The sequence below is a fragment of the Vibrio sp. S12_S33 genome (genome assembly GCF_963889785.1).
In the GTDB taxonomy this organism is placed as follows: Bacteria; Pseudomonadota; Gammaproteobacteria; order Enterobacterales; family Vibrionaceae; genus Vibrio; species Vibrio aestuarianus.
This window is the reverse complement of the sequence record NZ_CAWPQZ010000005.1, coordinates 20619-39348: the sequence shown is the minus strand read 5'-3', so window position 1 is coordinate 39348 and position 18730 is coordinate 20619. Positions and strand designations below refer to the sequence as shown.

The window sequence follows — 18730 nt, the reverse complement described above, 5'->3', positions numbered from 1 at the left end:
CTCCGTTTTTTTAATCTTGTTTACTTCTCTGTTGCAGCATTGGATCATGCACAATCTCTACACGATTTGCTGCATTAGCATCTAGTTCTTTACACCCAGCCTGACAGCCACAAACTTGATTCAAAATATAAACCAATCGCTCTTGCGTTAACGGTAAAGGATTGCCCTTGATAGCAACCGACTGCAAAGCATCATCAGCAACCTTTTCAAAAGAGGTACTGCAAACACCAAATTGGCTTAAGTTTGGCAACTGTAGTTTATCAAGCATCATTGTTACCCATAAAACACCATCTTCTACATGTACGTTATTCCGACCAGTAACGATTTGTGCAATTTTCTCATAACGACCAAGTAGATCTTTACGTTTAGCTTTTCGTGCAGAGCGAATATTTTCATACATCACATGCGGAGCTAAACGCGCCGTAATCACGCTATGTGGTGCCTCTAATTTTCCACCTAATGCAGAGGCTAATCCATGCGCGGCACCCAATTTAGCATTAGTGATAGCCATACCACCCAACATGGCAGCAAATGATAAATCAGCACGTGCTTTTTTATCATCTTTGCGACAAGCAGGTAAAATAGAGCGACTTAACCGTCGTAAACCTTCTTCACATACCATATCGGTCAATAGGTTTGGCTCTCCGCACACATAGGCCTCCATCAGATGGGTAAACGTATCCATTGCACCTCGCCCAGAAGTATACATATCGGTTCCGTAAGTGAGTGTTGGGTCGACAATGGCTACATCTGCTAACATTTCAGGGCTACGTAAACTCACTTTAACTTTGTCTTGCCCTGATTTTAGTACCGCATTACGCGTTACTTCAGCACCAGTACTAGCGGTTGTAGGAATGGCAATAAAAGGAATAGGTTTGGTTTTAAGTGGAACGCTTCTGCCAACAACTTCAACATAGTCGTACACGTTTCCTTGATTGGGAATAATTGCCGCAAGTGCTTTACCCATGTCAATAACGCTGCCACCACCGATAGCCACCACCATGTCAGGCTTAAACCTGCGACCAAGGATAGCTGTTTCTTCAACCATAGTAATATTGGGTTCACCCGTAATAGCCACATGCTGATAACGCATATTTTGAGTATTGAGGTATTGAGTGATGATTCGTGATCGTGATCGTTCTTTGCCTGAGACCAGTAACACGCTGTAACCATATTGATTTAAGATTGAGAGCGAATTTGGCAACGCCCCTTCTCCAAAAATGATCCGAGTTGCTGTCATAAATTGAAACATGAATGTGTTCCTTTTCTCTAATCCTAATTAGCTGGTTTTAGAGTGCACTTATCCTCGTTATTTTTTCTTGATGCAGTGCAACTTGAAGATAATAACTACGTAAAAACCATGGGTTTATGCGTGGTATCACAGCGAAGAAAGCTTGCATACATTAATAACATATTAAAAGAACTAGTTTGTATTGTTTAAGAATTCAGCAATAGATTTTACCTATTGAAACAACAGGTGATTGCCACTTTATTTCCTTTCTTGAATCGTGCATAGTTGCACGAAACAGAATAAAGGAGAAAGCTATGTTCGTTGTTATTTTCGGCCGTCCTGGTTGCCCTTACTGTGTTCGCGCTAAAGAACACGCAGACACATTGAAACTGAAGCGTGATGACTTCAACTACCGTTATGTTGATATCCATGCTGAAGGTATCAGCAAAGCCGATTTGGAAAAAACGGTCGGTAAACCAGTAGAAACTGTGCCACAAATCTTTATCGACCAGGAACACATTGGCGGCTGCACCGAATTTGAAGCTTACGCGAAAGAGCATTTAGGTCTATTCGACGAGTAAAAGATGAAAACATTAGAACCCGCTGATATATGGCGGGTTTTTACCATTTGATATCAATAAATTCTATCCTTATTCGATCGAGTCAGTGAATTGTCAAATATCAAAAATTTCACTTATCTTTTTGCAATATTAAGATACAATTCCCACACTTAACCTACCTCTTGGCACACATAACGAGTTGAGCCGTGAATATCGACGTCGTACTTTTGCTTGAACAGAACCCTATTCTTCTTATCTTTGTTGTCTTAGCGATTGGCCTAGCATTTGGCAAAATTCGTTTTGGTAGCTTGCAACTGGGTAATTCTATCGGTGTATTGATTACATCGTTAATTATGGGACACCTCGGTTTCTCCTTTAATGCCGAAGCGTTGACCATTGGTTTTATGCTGTTTATCTATTGTGTCGGTATCGAAGCTGGTCCGAACTTCTTTGGTATTTTCTTTCGAGATGGGAAACATTATCTTATTTTAAGTTTAGTGGTTTTGGTCACTGCAACTTGGATTACCTATTTTGGTAGCTACTATCTCAATCTCGATTTTGGCTTAGCGGCTGGTATGATGGCTGGCGCGTTAACCTCAACACCTGTCCTAGTCGGTGCGCAAGATGCCTTAAATTCAGGGCTAGCAACACTACCAAGGTCGATGGATCTTTCTCTTATTTTAGATAATGTCTCTGTCGGTTATGCGATGGCCTATTTAATTGGCCTTATTAGCATGATCATGTTCGCTAAGTTATTGCCTAAATTACAGAAACAAAATTTATCTGACTCTGCTCAGCAGATTGCCCAAGAACGTGGCTTAGGCGGCAGCGGCCAACGTAAGGTGTATCTGCCCATTATTCGTGCTTACCGTGTTGGACAAGAACTGATTAATTGGGTCGATGGCCGTAACTTACGTGAGCTGGGTATTTATCGACAAACCGGCTGCTATATTGAACGTATTCGCCGTAACGGTATTCTCGCCCACCCAGATGGTGACGCCATATTGCAAGAAGGTGATGAAATCGCACTCGTTGGTTTCCCTGACAGCCATGCTCGACTTGACCCAAGTTTTCGAAATGGGAAAGAGGTTTTTGACCGTAACCTGCTTGACCTGCGTATCTCTGAAGAAGAAATCGTTGTTAAAAGTGACAGCATCGCGGGAAAACGCTTATCAGACCTTAATTTGTCAGAATACGGTTGTTTCCTTAACCGAGTGATTCGCGCTCAGATTGAGATGCCAATGGACTTAGACATTGTACTCGCTAAAGGGGATGTGTTGCAGGTCAGTGGCGAAAAAAGCCGAGTACAAGGGTTAGCGGACAAAATTGGTTTCATTTCGATTCACAGTCAAATGGCCGATTTATTAGCGTTTTGTAGCTTCTTCATTATTGGTATTTTATTTGGTTTAATTACCATGACTTTTGGTCAAGTTTCATTCGGTCTTGGTAATGCAGTTGGGCTTTTGCTTTCAGGTATTATGCTCGGTTTTTTAAGAGCTAATCACCCAACATTTGGCTATGTTCCTCAAGGAGCACTAAATATGGTCAAAGATCTTGGCTTGATGTTCTTCATGGTCGGTATCGGCTTAAGCGCAGGTGGCAAAATGTTTGAGCACCTCGCAGACGTTGGTATTCAGGTTATCGGCTTAGCTTTCTTAGTCAGTGTGGTACCGGTCGTTTTTGCTTACTTAGTGGGGGCGTATATTTTAAAAATGAACCGTGCTCTGCTGTTTGGTGCGATCATCGGTGCTCGCACCTGCGCTCCAGCGATGGATATTGTTAATGACTATGCTAAATCTACCATTCCTGCTCTAGGCTATGCTGGTACCTACGCGATAGCCAATATATTGATGACTTTAACCGGTACGATCTTAATTCTGCTCAGCTAGATAATGCCCCTTTCCAAAGAAGAGGGGGTAGGGTTGCAAAACTAAAAGAGGCACTCATTTCTGAGTGCCTCTTTGCATTTGACGTACGATTAAATAAATATGATTAGATATCAATCACATCAAATTTAACTGCTGTCTCAACATCGGCTTCGTAATCAACACCTTCCACACCAAAACCAAACAGTTTCAAGAACTCTTCTTTATACTCAACGTAATCCGTCAGTTCTTTTAGGTTTTCAGTCGTGATTTGCGGCCACAATTCACGACAATGTTGTTGGATATCCTCACGCAATTCCCAGTCATCTAGGCGCAGACGATTTTTCTCATCAACTTCTGCGGCACTGCCGTCTTCTTTATAAAGACGTTGACTGAACATGCGGTAGATTTGTTCCATACAACCTTCATGTACGCCCTGCTCTCGCATCTTCTTGAACACCATGGCGATATATAAAGGCATAACAGGAATCGCCGAACTCGCTTGAGTCACAACCGATTTAAGAACAGCAACATTTGCCGTACCACCAATTGCAGATAGTTTCTCATTAAGTTCAGCGGCTGCACGGTCTAGATCCATCTTGGCTTTACCAAGAGCGCCATCCCAATAGATCGGCCATGTCAATTCTGTACCAATGTAGCTATACGCTACGGTCTTACAACCTTGCGCAAGCACACCTGCATCAGATAGAGCCTTAATCCATAACTCCCAATCCTGACCACCCATTACTGTGATTGTGTCTTCAATCTCCTGCTCAGTCGCAGGTTCAACACTGGCTTCAATAATAGTGTCTTTATTGGTATCAACCGCCGTTGATGTGTAAGTTTGACCAATAGGCTTTAGCGATGAACGAACCAATTCACCAGTCTCTGGTAATTTACGCACTGGAGAAGCTAACGAATAAACCACCATATCAACTTGACCTAGGTCTTGTTTAATCAGTTCAATCGTCTTTTCTTTAGCTTCGTTAGAAAATGCATCACCATTTAGGCTTTTCGCATATAAACCCGCTTTATGAGCAAGTTTGTCAAACGCAGCCGCATTGTAGAAACCGGCAGTTCCTGGTTTCTTCTCTGTCGCTGGTTTTTCAAAGAAAACCCCGATAGTCGCAGCATTACCGCCAAAGGCTGCTGCAATACGAGAAGACAGGCCATAACCACTTGATGAGCCCACAACAAGTACACGCTTAGGTGCATTTTTAATTGGACCTTGCGCTTTAGTGTAAGTAATTTGTTCTTTTACATTAGCTTCACAACCCACTGGGTGCGTTGTCGTACAGATAAATCCGCGAATTTTAGGTTTGATGATCATATTCAACTTCCTTCAAAAATCTCAGCTAGGATAAAAGTTTCGCCCACAAATCTCACCTTATTTCTTTCAAAATAAGCAGAAATTGCAAGTGGTTGGATCACTGTTTCCCAAAAAACAAAGGCACCCTTGATAGGTGCCTTAATTAATCAGCGTTATTTTTACTCGCTACGCGACGTTATTTAGCTTTGGCTTTCCCGGCTTATTGGTCATTACCTCGCTAAAATCATGACTAAAATGGTCAACTTGTATTGCCTTATAACGCAATTTATCTGCTTCTAAAATTTGATCAACTTCAGTTTGAGTCAGAACGTTAGCTTGTAAAGCCTGAGCAAGCCTATCAGCCAGTACGCCTTTGCGGGCGATTTTACCCTCTTTGGCAGCGCGGAACAGCTTACGCTCAAGGCTATTAATACCGTACATAGCTAAAAAAGCTTGTTCCATTAATCCAACACTGTCATTTTCTTCTTCTCCGATGTAACAGAGATGTGTAAGACGATCACGGTGGGCACCAGGTGTCATTAAGCTTTCTGCTAATTTAACTGACAATTCATCGCTCGGTTTTGCAAAATGATTCCCCAATGGGAATACCAATATTTTTAATAAACGTCCAACAACTTTAGTCGGGAAGTTTGTATAGGCTTCTTGCAATGACTGAGCCGCATGATGCAAACAGTGTTGAACAGCGTAGTGCACGTAATCTAGGTCAGCCTGTTGACGTCCTTCATCTTCGTATTTTTTCAGCGTCGCTGATGCCATGTACAGATAACTTAGACCATCGCCCAAGCGCGCGGAAATCATTTCTTTACGTTTAAGCTCACCACCTAGAGTCAACATGGCAAAATCTGCACTCACCGCTAGAGCACGACTCATACGGGTTAACTGCTGATAATAAGTTTTAGTTGGTCCACTCATATCTGCTTTAATAAAGCGTGAACCTGTCAACGCAGCGCCCACAGCACCGAACGTGTTCTTGGTAGCATGAGCGATATGTTTAAACAGCAGCTTGTCGAAATCTTTAGCGCCTTGCTTAACATCTGGGTTGGCCGCAGCTTCCATTTCCTTCAGTACATAAGGGTGGCAACGCGTTGCGCCTTGACCAAAAATCATTAGGTTACGAGTCAGAATATTCGCCCCTTCCACCGTAATCGCAACGGGAATACCTAGATAATGCGTACCTAAATAATTCATTGGGCCATCTTGAATCGCACGCCCAGAATGAATATCCATCGAATCATTTAAGATCGTACGGGCAATTTCCGTCATGTGGTATTTAGCAATCGCGGTCACAATACCCGGCTTTTCTTTAAGGTCTAGTGAGGTCGTTGTCAACGTGCGCGTCGCTTCCAATAAATAAGTTAGCCCACCAATACGTCCTAATGCTTCAGCAACACCTTCAAATTTACCTATCGACATTCCGAACTGTTTGCGAACATAAGCGTAAGCACCCGTCGTGCGAGAAGTCAGATGACCAATTGCCGTTCCCAATGCAGGTAGAGAGATACCACGCCCAGCAGATAAGCATTCAACCAACATTCGCCAACCTTTACCTGCATAATCCGCACCGCCAATCAACCAATCCATTGGTATGAAAACATCTTGTCCACGAGTCGGGCCATTCATAAAAGCAAGGCCAAGTGGGTCATGACGCTCGCCAATTTCTACCCCTTTATGATTGGCAGGAATGAGAGCACAGGTAATGCCAATATCTTCTTTGTCACCCAATAACTTGTCAGGATCACTCAGCTTAAATGCCAGACCTAATACGGTTGCCACCGGAGCGAGCGTTATATAACGCTTGTTCCAGCTCAGCTTGATACCAAGCACTTCTTTACCTTCATGCTTGCCATAGCAAACCACGCCTTGATCAGGAATACCACCAGCATCAGAGCCCGCTTCAGGGCCTGTCAAAGCAAAACAAGGGATATCGGTACCATCAGCAAGACGCGGTAACCAATAATCTTTTTGCTCTTGTGTACCGTAGTGAGAAAGAAGTTCACCAGGCCCAAGCGAGTTTGGTACCATAACGGTAACAGCGGTACTGATACTACGAGTCGCAATACGTGACACAATTGTAGAGTTCGCTAATGCTGAAAATTCTCGGCCACCATAAGCTTTAGAAATGATAAGAGAAAAGAAACGCTCTTTACGTAAGAATTCCCATACCTCTTTAAGTAAATCACGATCTTCTTTTACGATCTTGTGATCATCTAGCATTGATAACAGGGTTTCTAACTCGTTATCAATGAAAGATTGCTCTTCACTTGATAACGTTGGTTTAGGGTAATGATGCAGCTTTTTGAAATCTGGCTTGCCAGAAAATAGCTCCCCATCCCACCAAACACTCCCGGCTTCCATCGCCTCTTTTTCCGTATCAGATAACGGTGGCAATACCTGTTTAAACAGTTTAAAAGCTGGGTCGCTTATCCATTTTCTTCGTAGAGAGCTCATAGTTCAGATCCTTTTGTTCACTTGGATTTTTACTGCTTTATTATAATAAATAGTTGGGTAGTTACTCAGCAGCCACACCGGCAGCCAAATAGGGGATTATCATGTCAACCACGGTTTTTACATCCACTTGTGTGCCAAAATCATTCTCGGCAATATCGGCCAAGGCTTGGCTTGAAGCCATAGTAAAAACACAAGTACCTAACGTGAAATGCAAGCGCCAGAAAAGTGTTTCAGGCGTTAAACTTGGGTTGGCTTTCAACACTGACTGTGTGAAAAGTGACAACACCTCACTATAACGAGTGGTGATAAACCAACGTAAATGACCTTGCACATCGGTATAACCTCTTCCTATCAACAACATAAAACGACTCGTACCATTAGGCCTTAAATCATTTAAGGACCTAAGTGGGGCACGTAAAGATTCAAAAACATCGGCCATGCTGTATTGTTCTTGAGTATTCAATGTCATTAAAGCTTCGTTAACGGCAGGCATGAAAGCCTCTAAATAACGATTCAGTACCGCACGAACTAATGTTTTTTTGTCACCAAAGTGATAATTAACAGAGGCCAAGTTCACGCCAGCTTTGCTGGTAATAGCTCTTAACGAAGTATCGTTGAAGCCATGCTCAGCAAACAATCCTTCGGCTACATTTAGGATTTTATCTTTGGTACTACTTCTTGATGCCATTTCAATCACTCGTATCAAACACGTGTTTGAAATATACTATTGACACATTTAATTAACAAGCAATTAACATCACATTTTTGAAAGATGGTCTGACCAGAGTCGTGGAAAATTTAGACAACTGATTGAATTTATTTAATTTAAAAAATTGATAGAAAATTTTTAATAAAAAAGTGAACTCATTGAGAAAAGCTTAGTCTGAATAGGTGTAGTTAACAGAGCATCAAGAGTTTTACAGGCCGTCGAATTTTTCTTCTTACTGATAACTGCACCACTGCTTTTTCTTATTTAACTCCTATGTTTATTTGTATCCGCCCAGTGCCTTTTGCTCTGGGCTTTTTTTATGTCTCATAACGCGGTTTTTCGGTCGTGACTCAAATCAGTTGAATTACCAGTAGAACTCCCGCTCGATAAACGTCCCTATAACTTTGTCATGCATCTCTTCTGATTTTGAAAAACCGATCGTTTTACGAACAAGGCGCTTCAATCTTGAACGTAGTGTCAGGTTGGTTCGCTCAATTCGCTGAGTGAATCTTTTGCCAACAACGTGCTTTTCTCTTGGTTGCTCTTTCGTGTAGGCAGTGAAGTCGAAGCGGATGTCGAACGGCGCTAGTAAAGTAAGTAGTGCTCGCAATGCATCTGTATTACGTTTACCAAATGCATGAGCAATGATGCGTTTATAACGCGGCTCTCATGCATACCAAAGCCATCGTCGGTTTTTCTTATTACCTACGAATGACCACTGCTCATCAACTTCACAAATTAGAGTGATGTTTGCTCTATCGAAAGGTATTAAGATTACTTGCCTTGGCGAGAGTTTTTTAAAGTGCTCAATACTGTGTTGTATGTGACATTCAATACTCGGGCGGTCTCCCTAACACCAGAACTATTCATTGCCATATCTACAATCTTTTCTTTTACATCTGGCTTGCGGGCTTCGTAAACGTAATCGAGTTGAAAGCTCTTTCGACAGTCGAGACACCTGAAACGAGGAAAGCCAGAATGTCCCTTTCCATGCTTACGGACGGGCTCAGTTTTATTGCAGAAACGACATTTAACTTGAATGGTAGCCATGAGTTAAAAACAATCAAAAATCAGGTGGCTATATTAACACATATCCACCGATTTGAGTCTCGACCCAAGTTCTCAGCATCATCATGTTCCTCGTTTTATTAGCTTAACCGAATTTACGTTGGTAGCGAGGTAGCATGCTTTCGTTTCCTAGCATCCCACCTTGATGAATATAAATAATAGATTGCTGTGGGTTATCTTGCATCCAAGGCAGCAAGCATTGCCACATTAATGGGTCGTAGAGTAGATCAAACTCAACATGTGTTTGTTCTAGGAGTTGCTGCCAAACGTGGTAGTCAGCGGCATACAATTGCCCAAAGTGATGTTTTTTGTTTGGAGATAATATGACTGGGTGGTCGCTTTCTCCTAAGTCATCAAACTGCTTGGTCAGATAGTCATTACCCCCGACACATGAACAAGTGAGCACCTCAATACCATGTGGCTTTAAATATTTGTGGAGAAATAACGCGGTTGTTCCAGTACCAGAGGGAAGTGCAACCACAAAAGATTGTTTGTTCTCAAACCGTGCCCAATTCAGAATTTCCATCGCGAGCTGTTTAATGCCTACTTTAGCGATCGGTGAGCGTCCACCTTCAGGCATCACCAAGCAATGAGCATCAGGCTGCCGCTGCGTGCGAATATATTCTTCAGGGTGGATAGGCACTGGGGAAACGCTACTCACTTCAACGATTTTTGCGCCTAGATCAAGTGCTCCACGGTAATTGCCGATCGGTTTTTGCTTGAGCCATAACGGGATTCGGTCGACATAAAACTCAAAGGACCAACCCTTAATATTGGCTAGCGCAGCCATTGAGTATAATGAATTGGCTTGTACGGACCCATAGCTGATTAACGTTGTTGTGATCTCATCTTTAGTATCTAGCAGCGCCATAAATTTTCTGGCCTTATTACCAGAGAAATGGCTGTGTAACTGGTCATCACGTTTTAAATAAAAATGCTTATTAGCAAAAATGTGCTGCGTGATAGGAGTGTCGGATAGTTTCATTATCAGAGCCTACATAAAACAGTGCGGCAGTATATACCTATCTTTGCTTCAATGCAGCTTCACAGGGTAAGGTCGTTATTCGTTTAATGGTTTCTCGTCAACATGTTCTTCTTGAAAGCAGATACGAGTAATGCATCCGCCTTGCTCATGATTACTGAGGTTAAAAAACCAACCATAATGTTGGCAGAGGTCGCTAACGATCAGTAGCCCCAAACCATGTCCATCCTCGCTCGATTGATCGGACAGCCCCATACCTTGGTCTTGGATAATGAGTTCAGCTTGGCTAAGTGTGATGGTTATTTTACCTTGACGCGTCGCGGCAATAGCATTTCGTAGTAGATTACCGACAATCATTTCAATGACCGGAGCGGTCGCTTTAATGTATGAACAAGGCGCTGGCTTTTTTTAATATATCGATGTCTCTTTTGGCTCTAGCAAGTTGTTTTTCCAACTCTTGTATACGTTGCTGCTCTGGTGTTAATGCCACTCTATTAGTGGGTGTCATGCTTAACATTTCTTCTTTATATTGGCGCTTCCAGCGCACTACAGCTGATGAACAAGCACCACTGATATCTTGTATCTGTTGATTGGTGTAACCATCTTCAACCATCATCTTGGCATATTTAAGCTTCTGTTGAGGGGTGATTTGCACTCGTAATTTTGGTGACATATCAGATTCCTTATAAGTAGTGATAATTATAAGGCTTAAATACCATCCAAGCTAACCGTACCATTACAATAAGAAGCCTCTTTTATTCACGTTCTGAATAGATTGATGAAATTGTAGTTGATAACGCAAAATTGGCATTTGGTATGGGCTCGCTATTTGAAGCTAAGAGCTTTTGCGTCGACAACCTTCTGCGTTTGCGGCTTTAATTGAGGCAAACACCGCGTCTGGATCAACTGGGTTAGGTTCGTTGTGAATGGTTTCACCTTCTGCACATGCCGCTTGTGCTACTCGAACTAGATCAGCATCATCTACTTGTTCAAGGCCGATGTCCGCTAGCGTAGTTGGAAGACCCACTTGTTCACAGAACTGGTAAACCTGCTCGATAGTTTGTGGATCTTTACCTGTTAGGAATAGTGAGGCAAGAACACCAAACGCAACCTTTTCACCATGTAAATAGGAGTGAGTTGGCTCTAGCACAGTTAAACCATTATGGATAGCGTGCGAAGCTGCAAGGCCGCCACTTTCAAAACCTAAGCCACTGAGCAATGTATTGGCTTCAACAACACGCTCCAACGCTGTGGTTACTATCCCTTCATCATTAGATACTTTGGCAAGATGGCCATACTCTAGCAAAGTGTTGTAACAAAGCTCTGCCAGCGCGTATGCCGACATCGAACCTAAGCGACCTGTCATATTAGTCGCGAAGCTTTGCATACAAGAATTTGCTTCAAACCAAGTAGCTAGAGCATCACCCATACCTGCCACCAGCAAACGAGTCGGGGCTTTAGCAATGATTTCACTATCGACTAAAACCAAGTTAGGGTTTTGCGGCAGAATCAAATAACGATCGAATTCACCCTGAGGTGTATAAATCACTGAAAGCGCGCTACATGGCGCATCGCTGGCAGCGAGAGAAGGTACAACAGTGACCACTACTTCAGCAAAGTGCGCGACTGCTTTCGCTGTATCAATAGTTTTCCCACCGCCAAGACCCGCTACAAACTGTCCGCCTCTGATCTTTAAGCGATCGACTAATCGAGAAATCTCTTGATCACAGCACTCTCCAGAAAAAGAGACAATATCAACCTCTACTTGACTTAAATGGGATTCAAACTCGGACAAGATATTGTCATAAACAAACGGGTCACAAATCATCATACCTTTTTGTCCAAATCGTTGCAGCTCTTCACCGAGAAGCTTTCTAGCACCTTTACCTTGAACATAACGTCCAGGAAAAACTGTCGTTGTGATCATAATTTACCTCTACTTATGATAATGATTTAAGTAATTTTTCTGTTCCATTTGAACAACAAAGTTATCCTGCGGGAATAGTACAAATCTTCACTCAATAGTATTTTTGAACACCAATCTATGTTCTGTGACACAGCTGTTAATAAGAAAGTACTATCCGATTGGCCACTTTGAATAGCGACGTCATTACTGTTTTTTTTTTACGTATAGTAGCTTCCATCAACTTAATGGTCGGTTTGTCTGCTCTTGGGTATTGCACTTGCACATCAGTTTGTAGGCCTAACTCGTTTTGATTTTGAGTGATCCAGACCGCAATATCGACCTGTAGCAACATATCGCGGTACAAATCTTCTGCACTCGTATCTGAGGATTCACTGCAACTGATGAAAAGACGATACCCGAGTTTTCGAGAGAGTTTTTCTATTCTCGCCAAGCACTTCATTGCCTTTGGCTCGTGCAAATTAGGTAATACAACGCCAACCAGTTGACTTCGACCTCCACGTAACACTCTAGCAGCAATATGAGGTCGATAGTTATGCTGCTCGGCTAGTGCCCATACTTTGTTCTGTGTGGGTAAACTGATTCGATATTGGTCACCTTTGCCGCTTAATACATAACTCGCAGTCGTTTTAGACACACCAGCTAACTTAGCGAGATCACTTAATCTCATACTTGGCCCCATGCGTCATTTAAACCACGTACCACTGTACAAGAACTTGCTTGAGCATTTCATCAAGTAAATTAATTGAGGCAACGCCAACCCCCACTTGAGATACCGCCAAAGCTCCTATCGCTGTCGCACTGGCAATCTGCCTGTAGGGATTGTCAAACTGACTCGCCCAACAGAACGCTGCAACCACAGAGTCACCCGCCCCAACGGTGCTGACAGGTTTAACCGTCGGAGGCGTCGAAACTAATACTTCTGTTTCTGTCGCCCAAATTACACCTTTCTCACCCATCGAAATAAGAACATTATCAATGCCAAGCTCTACTAACTCTTGGGCGGCAGTGACGCCATCTTCGATTGAGCCTATTGCACGGCCAAGAAGTTCAGAAGCTTCTGCTTCGTTGGGCTTAATCAACCAAGGTTGGACAGAAACACCCGCTTTCAACATGGCTTTACTGCTATCAAGAACGACCTTTTTGCCGAGCTGTTTTAGCTCTCGCATCCAACTTGTAACTACGTTTTCATCAATATTTTCAGGCAGGCTACCGGTAAAAATAAAACCGTCATGGTCGTACGCGAGTTCTAAAAGCTTGCGATGAAGCCGTTCTATATGATTAGGCTGTACGGAAAAGCCACCAAAATTAATGTCGGTTGTTTCTCCGTTACGAGCGTGGACTTTGATATTGGTTCGATTGGTGCCATCCACGCTAACAAACTGCGCATCTAGCCCACTAGCGTCAAACGTCTTATCGAATAACTCTTGATTGTTGTGGCCAAGGAACCCTGTCAAAGTGACTGATGCACCAAGATCTGACATCACCTTAGCGACATTTATCCCTTTGCCAGCAGCGTAGCTGTGCTGCTCTTTGACTATATTAACTTGATTAACCGAAAAATTGTCCGCTTCAGCAGACAGGTCTATAGCAGGATTTAGAGTCACGCTAACCCATTTCGTCGGATTCAAATTGACCTCCTCATATGGAATGTACTTGGTTAGGTTTTTTCAACCACAAGAAGCAAATGCCCCAAAGTGCGAGTTATTATGAATTTGTAAACAATTTAGATAACCAACGCGTCGCGATATGTAGGTTAGATGTTCGATAAACTAGAAAAATGTGCGTTCTTGTTAATATTGAGATGTCACGCAATCAATTATTGTTGATTCGCGAGGCTCTTCCTAAGTAGCCGCCGTGATGCCTAAGGCCGTACTCTTGTTTGGTGAACCCTTTTGCTTCTGAAACAGACATTGCTATCGCATCACAAATCGCCAGCATCACGGCAATTGTGGTCGTCGGTGCTAAGTTTAGGTGACACGCCTCTTTATGCTGCCCCATATTCAGCACATATTCACAATGTTCTCTAAGCTCTGAATCTGGATGCGAGGTAATACCAACGATGTGTCTGACACCAAGGTGACGTACTAACTCTAAGATCTCAATCACCTCACGTGATTTACCACTGGTTGAACAGGCAATAAGGATATCATTGCTATTGACGATGCCGAGATCGCCATGGGCTGCCTCGGCGGCGTGAAGGAACACTGCTGGGCTACCAATGGAACTTAAGGTAGCGGCCATCTTTTTCGCAATCAATCCTGCCTTACCTATCCCTGTGGTAATGACCTTACTGTCGCAATCTAAGATAAGCTTTACTACTTTCTCGTAGTTGTCATCGACTTCTATATTGGCAATAGCGGTCGCTTCCTGGGCGATTACATCACGTGCCCTTTGTAATATGTCCATAGTTACGCCTTTTCACCTGCGAGATAGTCGGCAATAGTATCTACCACTAGCTTGTGATCTTCATACTGAGGAAGGCCAGATACAGAGATAGAGCCAACCACACCCACGCCTCGAATAATCAAAGGAAAACTACCACCGTAGGGAGCAAACTCTTTTGCATCAACTAAGGATGCTTGGTCAATGGTTTTGCCTTTCGCCTTATAGTACTGGCCCATATACCAAGAACTATGTTGATAACGGTCGACCACGTTACGCTTGCGCTCAATCCAACATTGATTGTCACAAGTCGTGTCAGGCATGGCAAAACTAAACAAGCGATGGCCGTTACAGACAATCTCGATAGCTACGTTAACCTGTTTCGCCTCAGCACGATTTTTAATCAAGCTGCCCAACTCCCACGCAGTTTGATTATCAAACTCGTTAAACTGTAACTCTGCTTCTTGCGCCAATAGTTGGTTTAGATCGGTAATCATAGTAGCTCCTGTAATTTCACTCGACGTTTCTCTTTAGCACTTAAAGAAGCCGCTTCGATCACAGCAATAACACTCAAAGCTTCATGTGCTGGAACGGGGACTGACTCACCGAAGCGAATGGCATTTGCCAGTTGATGATAGAAGTTTTGATAACAGCCGAGTTCGGTCGCAATACGACTCTGAACGCCGTTTACATCGGTGTACTGACCGTAAAGATCTTCGCTTTCGCTACCCCAACCTAGAGTGCTCGGCCCTTTCTTCTCTCGAAGGAAGTCCTCTTGGCTATCCATACCATATTTGATCAAGCTACCATTGTTGGCGAAAATCTGGAATCTTGGCCCTTCTGTAGTGCTCAAGCAGTTGCCATGGACAATAACTTCACGTTCTGGATAATGGAGCACTAAATGAAAATGGTCGACAGCCTCTGCTCCCGGTCTTTGGTTACGTAGTATGCCCGTTACCTCATCTGGATTGCCAAACAGCGCGATAGATTGGTCAATTAAGTGTGCGCCCAAATCATAGAGAATTCCCGCACCAGGGACATCTTGTTCACGCCACCGAACCTTTACCTCTGGTCGATAGCGATTGTAACTCGAATAAAAGGTATGAATCCCTTCGAGCTTTCCTTCGCTAGTCAGCTTTTTGATAGTGATAAAGTCGCCATCAAAACGACGGCTTTGATAAACCGTCAGCACCTTACCCGAGGTAGCCTGAATATCTAACAACGCTTTACCCTCTTGGTATGACACGGAAAACGGCTTTTCTACCACCACATGCTTACCTGCTTGCAGCGATGCCATAGCCTGCGGCACATGCAAATGATTGGGTGTCGAGACCACGACAAGTTCGATGTCGGCGTCTTCAAGCATGGTTTCGAGGTTAGGATAAACCTCTGCATTTGGAAGTTGGGCTTTTACTTTCTCTTCGTTGCTAGAGACAACCGCAGTAAGATCGTACTGTGGGCAATCGCTGATAATTGGCGCTTGAAAACACTGCCCCGAAATACCGAAGCCAACTAAACCGACTTTAATCGTTTCCATTAAATAATCCTTATAAAAAAGGCTGTGACTCCGTAGAGCGCCACAGCCAAAAGCATAAACGGGGGGGTAACTTATACGAGCTCAAGCTCTTGTTTTAACAGCGCCTCAACTTGAGTATCACTGCTTGCAGTCATTAACTGCTCCCTAAAGTCTGCATGCATAATTTTGCGCGCCAGTTTAGAGAAAATCTTCATATGCTGGTCACCAGCAGCGTGTTTATTCAAAGTTAGCATGATGATGAACTGTGCTTCTTCATCGCCCCAAGCAATAGGTTTAGCTAAACGACACACGCTAATTGCAGACTGCTCAATATGCTCACTCTTTGTATGAGGAATAGCAAAACCAAAGCCTAGTCCAGTAGAGAACACATCCTCACGAGCCCACAAGTCATCAGCCAGTTTATTCGGGTATCGACAGCGGCCAGTAATAAACAAGTTGTCAGAAAGCGTCTTAATCACTTCTTCTCTACTACGTAGATCTCGGTCAAGGCTGATGCAGTCTTTCGACACCATAGGCGCCTCTGTTTGAGTCATGCGGAACTGAGCAAGAACATGCTCAACTTCCTGAACAGTGCGACACTCCATCGCGCGGTTAAGTAGTTGGCGACATTCACGGCTATCAAGCTTAGAAATTCGCTCTTTAGTTGCGGCAATACTTGGCGCGCTCATACTGATTTCATCCAAGCCTAAGCCAACCAATAGTGGTAGTACGGAGCCTTTCGCACCTAGCTCGCCACACAAGCCAATCCACTTGCCATGACGATGCACTTCACGTACCACATGGTCAAGGGTGCGCAAGAATGCAGGGTTCAAGCTGTTGTAGTTTTTGGCAACCTTAGCGTTGTCGCGGTCAACAGCCATTAAGTACTGAGTCAGGTCATTTGAACCGATAGAGAAGAAATCAATTTCTTCACAGCACTGGTCGATGATGAAAGCGACTGAAGGAACTTCAAGCATTATGCCTAGTGGCACGCGTTCTGCAAAAGGCACTGCCTCTTTGCGCAGTTCTTGACGCACTTCCGCCAATACATCCTTCACCCAAAGGATCTCTTCCATTGACGAGATCATTGGAATCATAATCTTCAAGTTACCGTGAGCCGAAGCACGTAATATGGCACGTAGCTGAGTCTTGAACATCTCAATAAATTCAGGGTAGATACGAACTGCTCTGTAGCCTAAGAATGGGTTGTTTTCAGCCGGGATGTTGAGGTAATCCACTGGCTTATCACCACCAATATCAATGGTACGGATAATGATAGATTTGCCATTCGCCGCTTCACAAGCTTGACAGAAGATGTTGTACAGTTCGTGTTCATCTGGCGCAGATGTTCTGTCCATATAGAGCATTTCCGTACGGAACAGACCTACCGCTTCCGCGCCATGAGCGAAGGCTTGTGGTGCTTCCACTGAGTGAGCAATGTTTGCTGCTACTTCCAGAACTTTGCCATCGATTGTTGTCGCGGCTAGGTCACGGTATTTTGCTTGACGTGTGGCAACAATCTCTTTTATTTTTTGCTGTTGAACATAATAGCGCTCAACAGGCTCAGTAATATCCGTCACCACTGCACCTAAGTGACCATCCACAATCACCTGCTTACCCATAAACTCACTTAACTTAGCCGCATCTAAACCAATAATAGTTGGAATAGCGAAAGAGCGCGCCAAGATGACCGTGTGAGACGTGCTACCCCCATGAGATAGAATCAACCCTTTCAACAGAGATTTATCTAGCTCCAAAAACTGACTTGGCGTTAGATCGTCAGCCAGACATACTGTCGGTCCAATTAACTGGGTTGGGCTAGCAAATCGCTCGTCACCATAGATGCTCTGCAGTAATTGATAACAAACATCGCGAATGTCTAGTTCACGCTCTCGCATGTAGCTACTAGACGAATTTTTCATCATCTCGCCAAAGTGTTTTGCTGTCGCGATGATGGCATCCGCACAGCTTTGACCTTCATTCAAATTGCCCGTAATGGTTTGTTGAAACTCTTCGTCTTTGGCGATTGAAAGATGAGCCTTTAACACTTCACCTTCAGTATGCTCTGCGGCTTTAAGTTGAATCGAAATCGACTTAATCACTGATTCCAGACCGTTTTTCATTTGCAGTTGTTCTTCATTGAGCGCTAATTCAGGTGGAAGGTTGTCTAAGCTGTCGAAGTTAACCGCCCCCATAATAGTGAGGGTACCGCGACCAATACCTTCACTCACGGCACGGCCACGCTCATGTGCTACCTCTAGATTAGAGAAATTACGCGGTAGCGGTACTAATTCAGCATCATCAGCACTCTCATTATTTTGCAGCGGTGCATCACAGTGAGGGAACTCATTAACGATAAACTGTCTAAGTTGATTAATGGCAGACTCTTCATCTTGACCATCAATAGTAATTAAGCACTCATCACCAAGAAGCGTATCAGTACCAATAAGAGAGAGAACGCTCTTCGCGTTACCACTCATACCTGTGCGTTTATTTTGCCAAGTAATGTCAGAAGAAAATTGATTACAAAGCGCTTCGACATGACTCGCTGGACGAGCGTGAACACCATTTGGTAGCTCACAAGAGAAAGAGAAAGTTTTCATTACATATTGTCCTTGTACTGCTAGGCGATAGGCCCGAGTTGATGTAACAACAATAACAAATCATCGCACTCCAGCTATTGGACAAAAACACTAATTACTGGATTTTTGT

15 protein-coding genes and 2 pseudogenes are annotated in these 18730 nt (G+C 43.5%); 2 read left to right on the top strand and 15 right to left on the bottom strand.

The features are described from left to right. Nucleotides 1-10: 10 nt before the first annotated feature. Nucleotides 11-1252, bottom strand: coding sequence for an iron-containing alcohol dehydrogenase (locus AACW06_RS03795; protein WP_192074060.1), 1242 nt, complete (start codon nucleotides 1250-1252; stop codon nucleotides 11-13). A 293-nt stretch (nucleotides 1253-1545) separates the two neighbouring features. Between AACW06_RS03795 and AACW06_RS03790 the strand changes: the two genes are divergently transcribed. Together AACW06_RS03790 and AACW06_RS03785 are read left to right on the top strand one after the other, a co-directional pair. Next, a complete protein-coding gene (locus AACW06_RS03790; RefSeq protein WP_172533475.1) occupies nucleotides 1546-1812 on the top strand; it encodes a GrxA family glutaredoxin in 267 nt (88 codons plus the stop codon). Between the two features lie 185 nt (nucleotides 1813-1997). After that, nucleotides 1998-3680, top strand: coding sequence for an aspartate:alanine antiporter (locus AACW06_RS03785; protein WP_192074059.1), 1683 nt, complete (start codon nucleotides 1998-2000; stop codon nucleotides 3678-3680). A gap of 103 nt (nucleotides 3681-3783) precedes the next feature. On the opposite strand, the gene fabV is transcribed toward AACW06_RS03785, so the two are convergent. From fabV to ptsP, 14 genes and pseudogenes are all read right to left on the bottom strand, one after another. Next, nucleotides 3784-4986: an enoyl-ACP reductase FabV gene (fabV, locus tag AACW06_RS03780; RefSeq protein WP_192074058.1), complete on the bottom strand. Its 1203-nt coding sequence runs from the start codon at nucleotides 4984-4986 to the stop codon at nucleotides 3784-3786. 165 nt (nucleotides 4987-5151) lie between these two features. Beyond that, nucleotides 5152-7434, bottom strand: a complete 2283-nt coding sequence (locus AACW06_RS03775) for an acyl-CoA dehydrogenase (protein WP_192074057.1) — start codon at nucleotides 7432-7434, stop codon at nucleotides 5152-5154. 61 nt (nucleotides 7435-7495) lie between these two features. Beyond that, complete coding sequence (locus tag AACW06_RS03770) at nucleotides 7496-8122, bottom strand: TetR/AcrR family transcriptional regulator (RefSeq protein ID WP_192074056.1); 627 nt, start codon at nucleotides 8120-8122, stop codon at nucleotides 7496-7498. 385 nt (nucleotides 8123-8507) lie between these two features. Then, nucleotides 8508-9193 (bottom strand): annotated as a pseudogene (locus AACW06_RS03765) (IS1 family transposase). Nucleotides 9194-9296: 103 nt separating this feature from the next. Further along, a complete protein-coding gene (locus tag AACW06_RS03760) occupies nucleotides 9297-10196 on the bottom strand; it encodes a 1-aminocyclopropane-1-carboxylate deaminase/D-cysteine desulfhydrase (RefSeq protein WP_192074055.1) in 900 nt (299 codons plus the stop codon). A 75-nt stretch (nucleotides 10197-10271) separates the two neighbouring features. Continuing rightward, nucleotides 10272-10550 (bottom strand): sensor histidine kinase, encoded by a 279-nt coding sequence (locus AACW06_RS03755; RefSeq protein ID WP_192074054.1) that lies wholly within the window; start codon nucleotides 10548-10550, stop codon nucleotides 10272-10274. 26 nt (nucleotides 10551-10576) lie between these two features. Then, nucleotides 10577-10866, bottom strand: a pseudogene (locus AACW06_RS03750) (transposase); the annotation flags it as partial. Nucleotides 10867-11028: 162 nt separating this feature from the next. Continuing rightward, nucleotides 11029-12120: a glycerol dehydrogenase gene (locus AACW06_RS03745; protein ID WP_192074053.1), complete on the bottom strand. Its 1092-nt coding sequence runs from the start codon at nucleotides 12118-12120 to the stop codon at nucleotides 11029-11031. 136 nt (nucleotides 12121-12256) lie between these two features. Continuing rightward, complete coding sequence (locus AACW06_RS03740) at nucleotides 12257-12787, bottom strand: LacI family DNA-binding transcriptional regulator (RefSeq protein ID WP_192074052.1); 531 nt, start codon at nucleotides 12785-12787, stop codon at nucleotides 12257-12259. A gap of 19 nt (nucleotides 12788-12806) precedes the next feature. Then, entirely contained in the window at nucleotides 12807-13748 is a 942-nt protein-coding gene (gene pfkB, locus AACW06_RS03735; RefSeq protein WP_192074051.1) for a 1-phosphofructokinase, read from the bottom strand. 184 nt (nucleotides 13749-13932) lie between these two features. Further along, on the bottom strand, nucleotides 13933-14526 hold the full coding sequence (locus AACW06_RS03730) for a KpsF/GutQ family sugar-phosphate isomerase (RefSeq protein ID WP_192074050.1): 594 nt from the start codon (nucleotides 14524-14526) through the stop codon (nucleotides 13933-13935). A gap of 2 nt (nucleotides 14527-14528) precedes the next feature. Then, nucleotides 14529-14999, bottom strand: coding sequence for a heme-degrading domain-containing protein (locus tag AACW06_RS03725; protein ID WP_192074049.1), 471 nt, complete (start codon nucleotides 14997-14999; stop codon nucleotides 14529-14531). Beyond that, entirely contained in the window at nucleotides 14996-16039 is a 1044-nt protein-coding gene (locus AACW06_RS03720) for an oxidoreductase (RefSeq protein ID WP_192074048.1), read from the bottom strand. Before AACW06_RS03720 ends, AACW06_RS03725 begins: the two co-directional genes overlap by 4 nt. 71 nt (nucleotides 16040-16110) lie before the next feature. Beyond that, nucleotides 16111-18621, bottom strand: coding sequence for a phosphoenolpyruvate--protein phosphotransferase (gene ptsP / locus AACW06_RS03715; protein ID WP_192074047.1), 2511 nt, complete (start codon nucleotides 18619-18621; stop codon nucleotides 16111-16113). Nucleotides 18622-18730: the final 109 nt, after the last annotated feature.

Excerpts from the sequence above, each read along its gene's own strand:
- AACW06_RS03795 (WP_192074060.1), bottom strand. The coding sequence starts at position 1,252 with ATGTTTCAATTTATGACAGCAACTCGGATCATTTTTGGAGAAGGGGCG.
- AACW06_RS03790 (WP_172533475.1), top strand. The coding sequence starts at position 1,546 with ATGTTCGTTGTTATTTTCGGCCGTCCTGGTTGCCCTTACTGTGTTCGC.
- fabV (WP_192074058.1), bottom strand. The coding sequence starts at position 4,986 with ATGATCATCAAACCTAAAATTCGCGGATTTATCTGTACGACAACGCAC.
- AACW06_RS03775 (WP_192074057.1), bottom strand. The coding sequence starts at position 7,434 with ATGAGCTCTCTACGAAGAAAATGGATAAGCGACCCAGCTTTTAAACTG.
- AACW06_RS03770 (WP_192074056.1), bottom strand. The coding sequence starts at position 8,122 with ATGGCATCAAGAAGTAGTACCAAAGATAAAATCCTAAATGTAGCCGAA.
- AACW06_RS03760 (WP_192074055.1), bottom strand. The coding sequence starts at position 10,196 with ATGAAACTATCCGACACTCCTATCACGCAGCACATTTTTGCTAATAAG.
- AACW06_RS03755 (WP_192074054.1), bottom strand. The coding sequence starts at position 10,550 with ATGATTGTCGGTAATCTACTACGAAATGCTATTGCCGCGACGCGTCAA.
- AACW06_RS03745 (WP_192074053.1), bottom strand. The coding sequence starts at position 12,120 with ATGATCACAACGACAGTTTTTCCTGGACGTTATGTTCAAGGTAAAGGT.
- AACW06_RS03740 (WP_192074052.1), bottom strand. The coding sequence starts at position 12,787 with ATGAGATTAAGTGATCTCGCTAAGTTAGCTGGTGTGTCTAAAACGACT.
- AACW06_RS03730 (WP_192074050.1), bottom strand. The coding sequence starts at position 14,526 with ATGGACATATTACAAAGGGCACGTGATGTAATCGCCCAGGAAGCGACC.
- AACW06_RS03725 (WP_192074049.1), bottom strand. The coding sequence starts at position 14,999 with ATGATTACCGATCTAAACCAACTATTGGCGCAAGAAGCAGAGTTACAG.
- AACW06_RS03720 (WP_192074048.1), bottom strand. The coding sequence starts at position 16,039 with ATGGAAACGATTAAAGTCGGTTTAGTTGGCTTCGGTATTTCGGGGCAG.
- ptsP (WP_192074047.1), bottom strand. The coding sequence starts at position 18,621 with ATGAAAACTTTCTCTTTCTCTTGTGAGCTACCAAATGGTGTTCACGCT.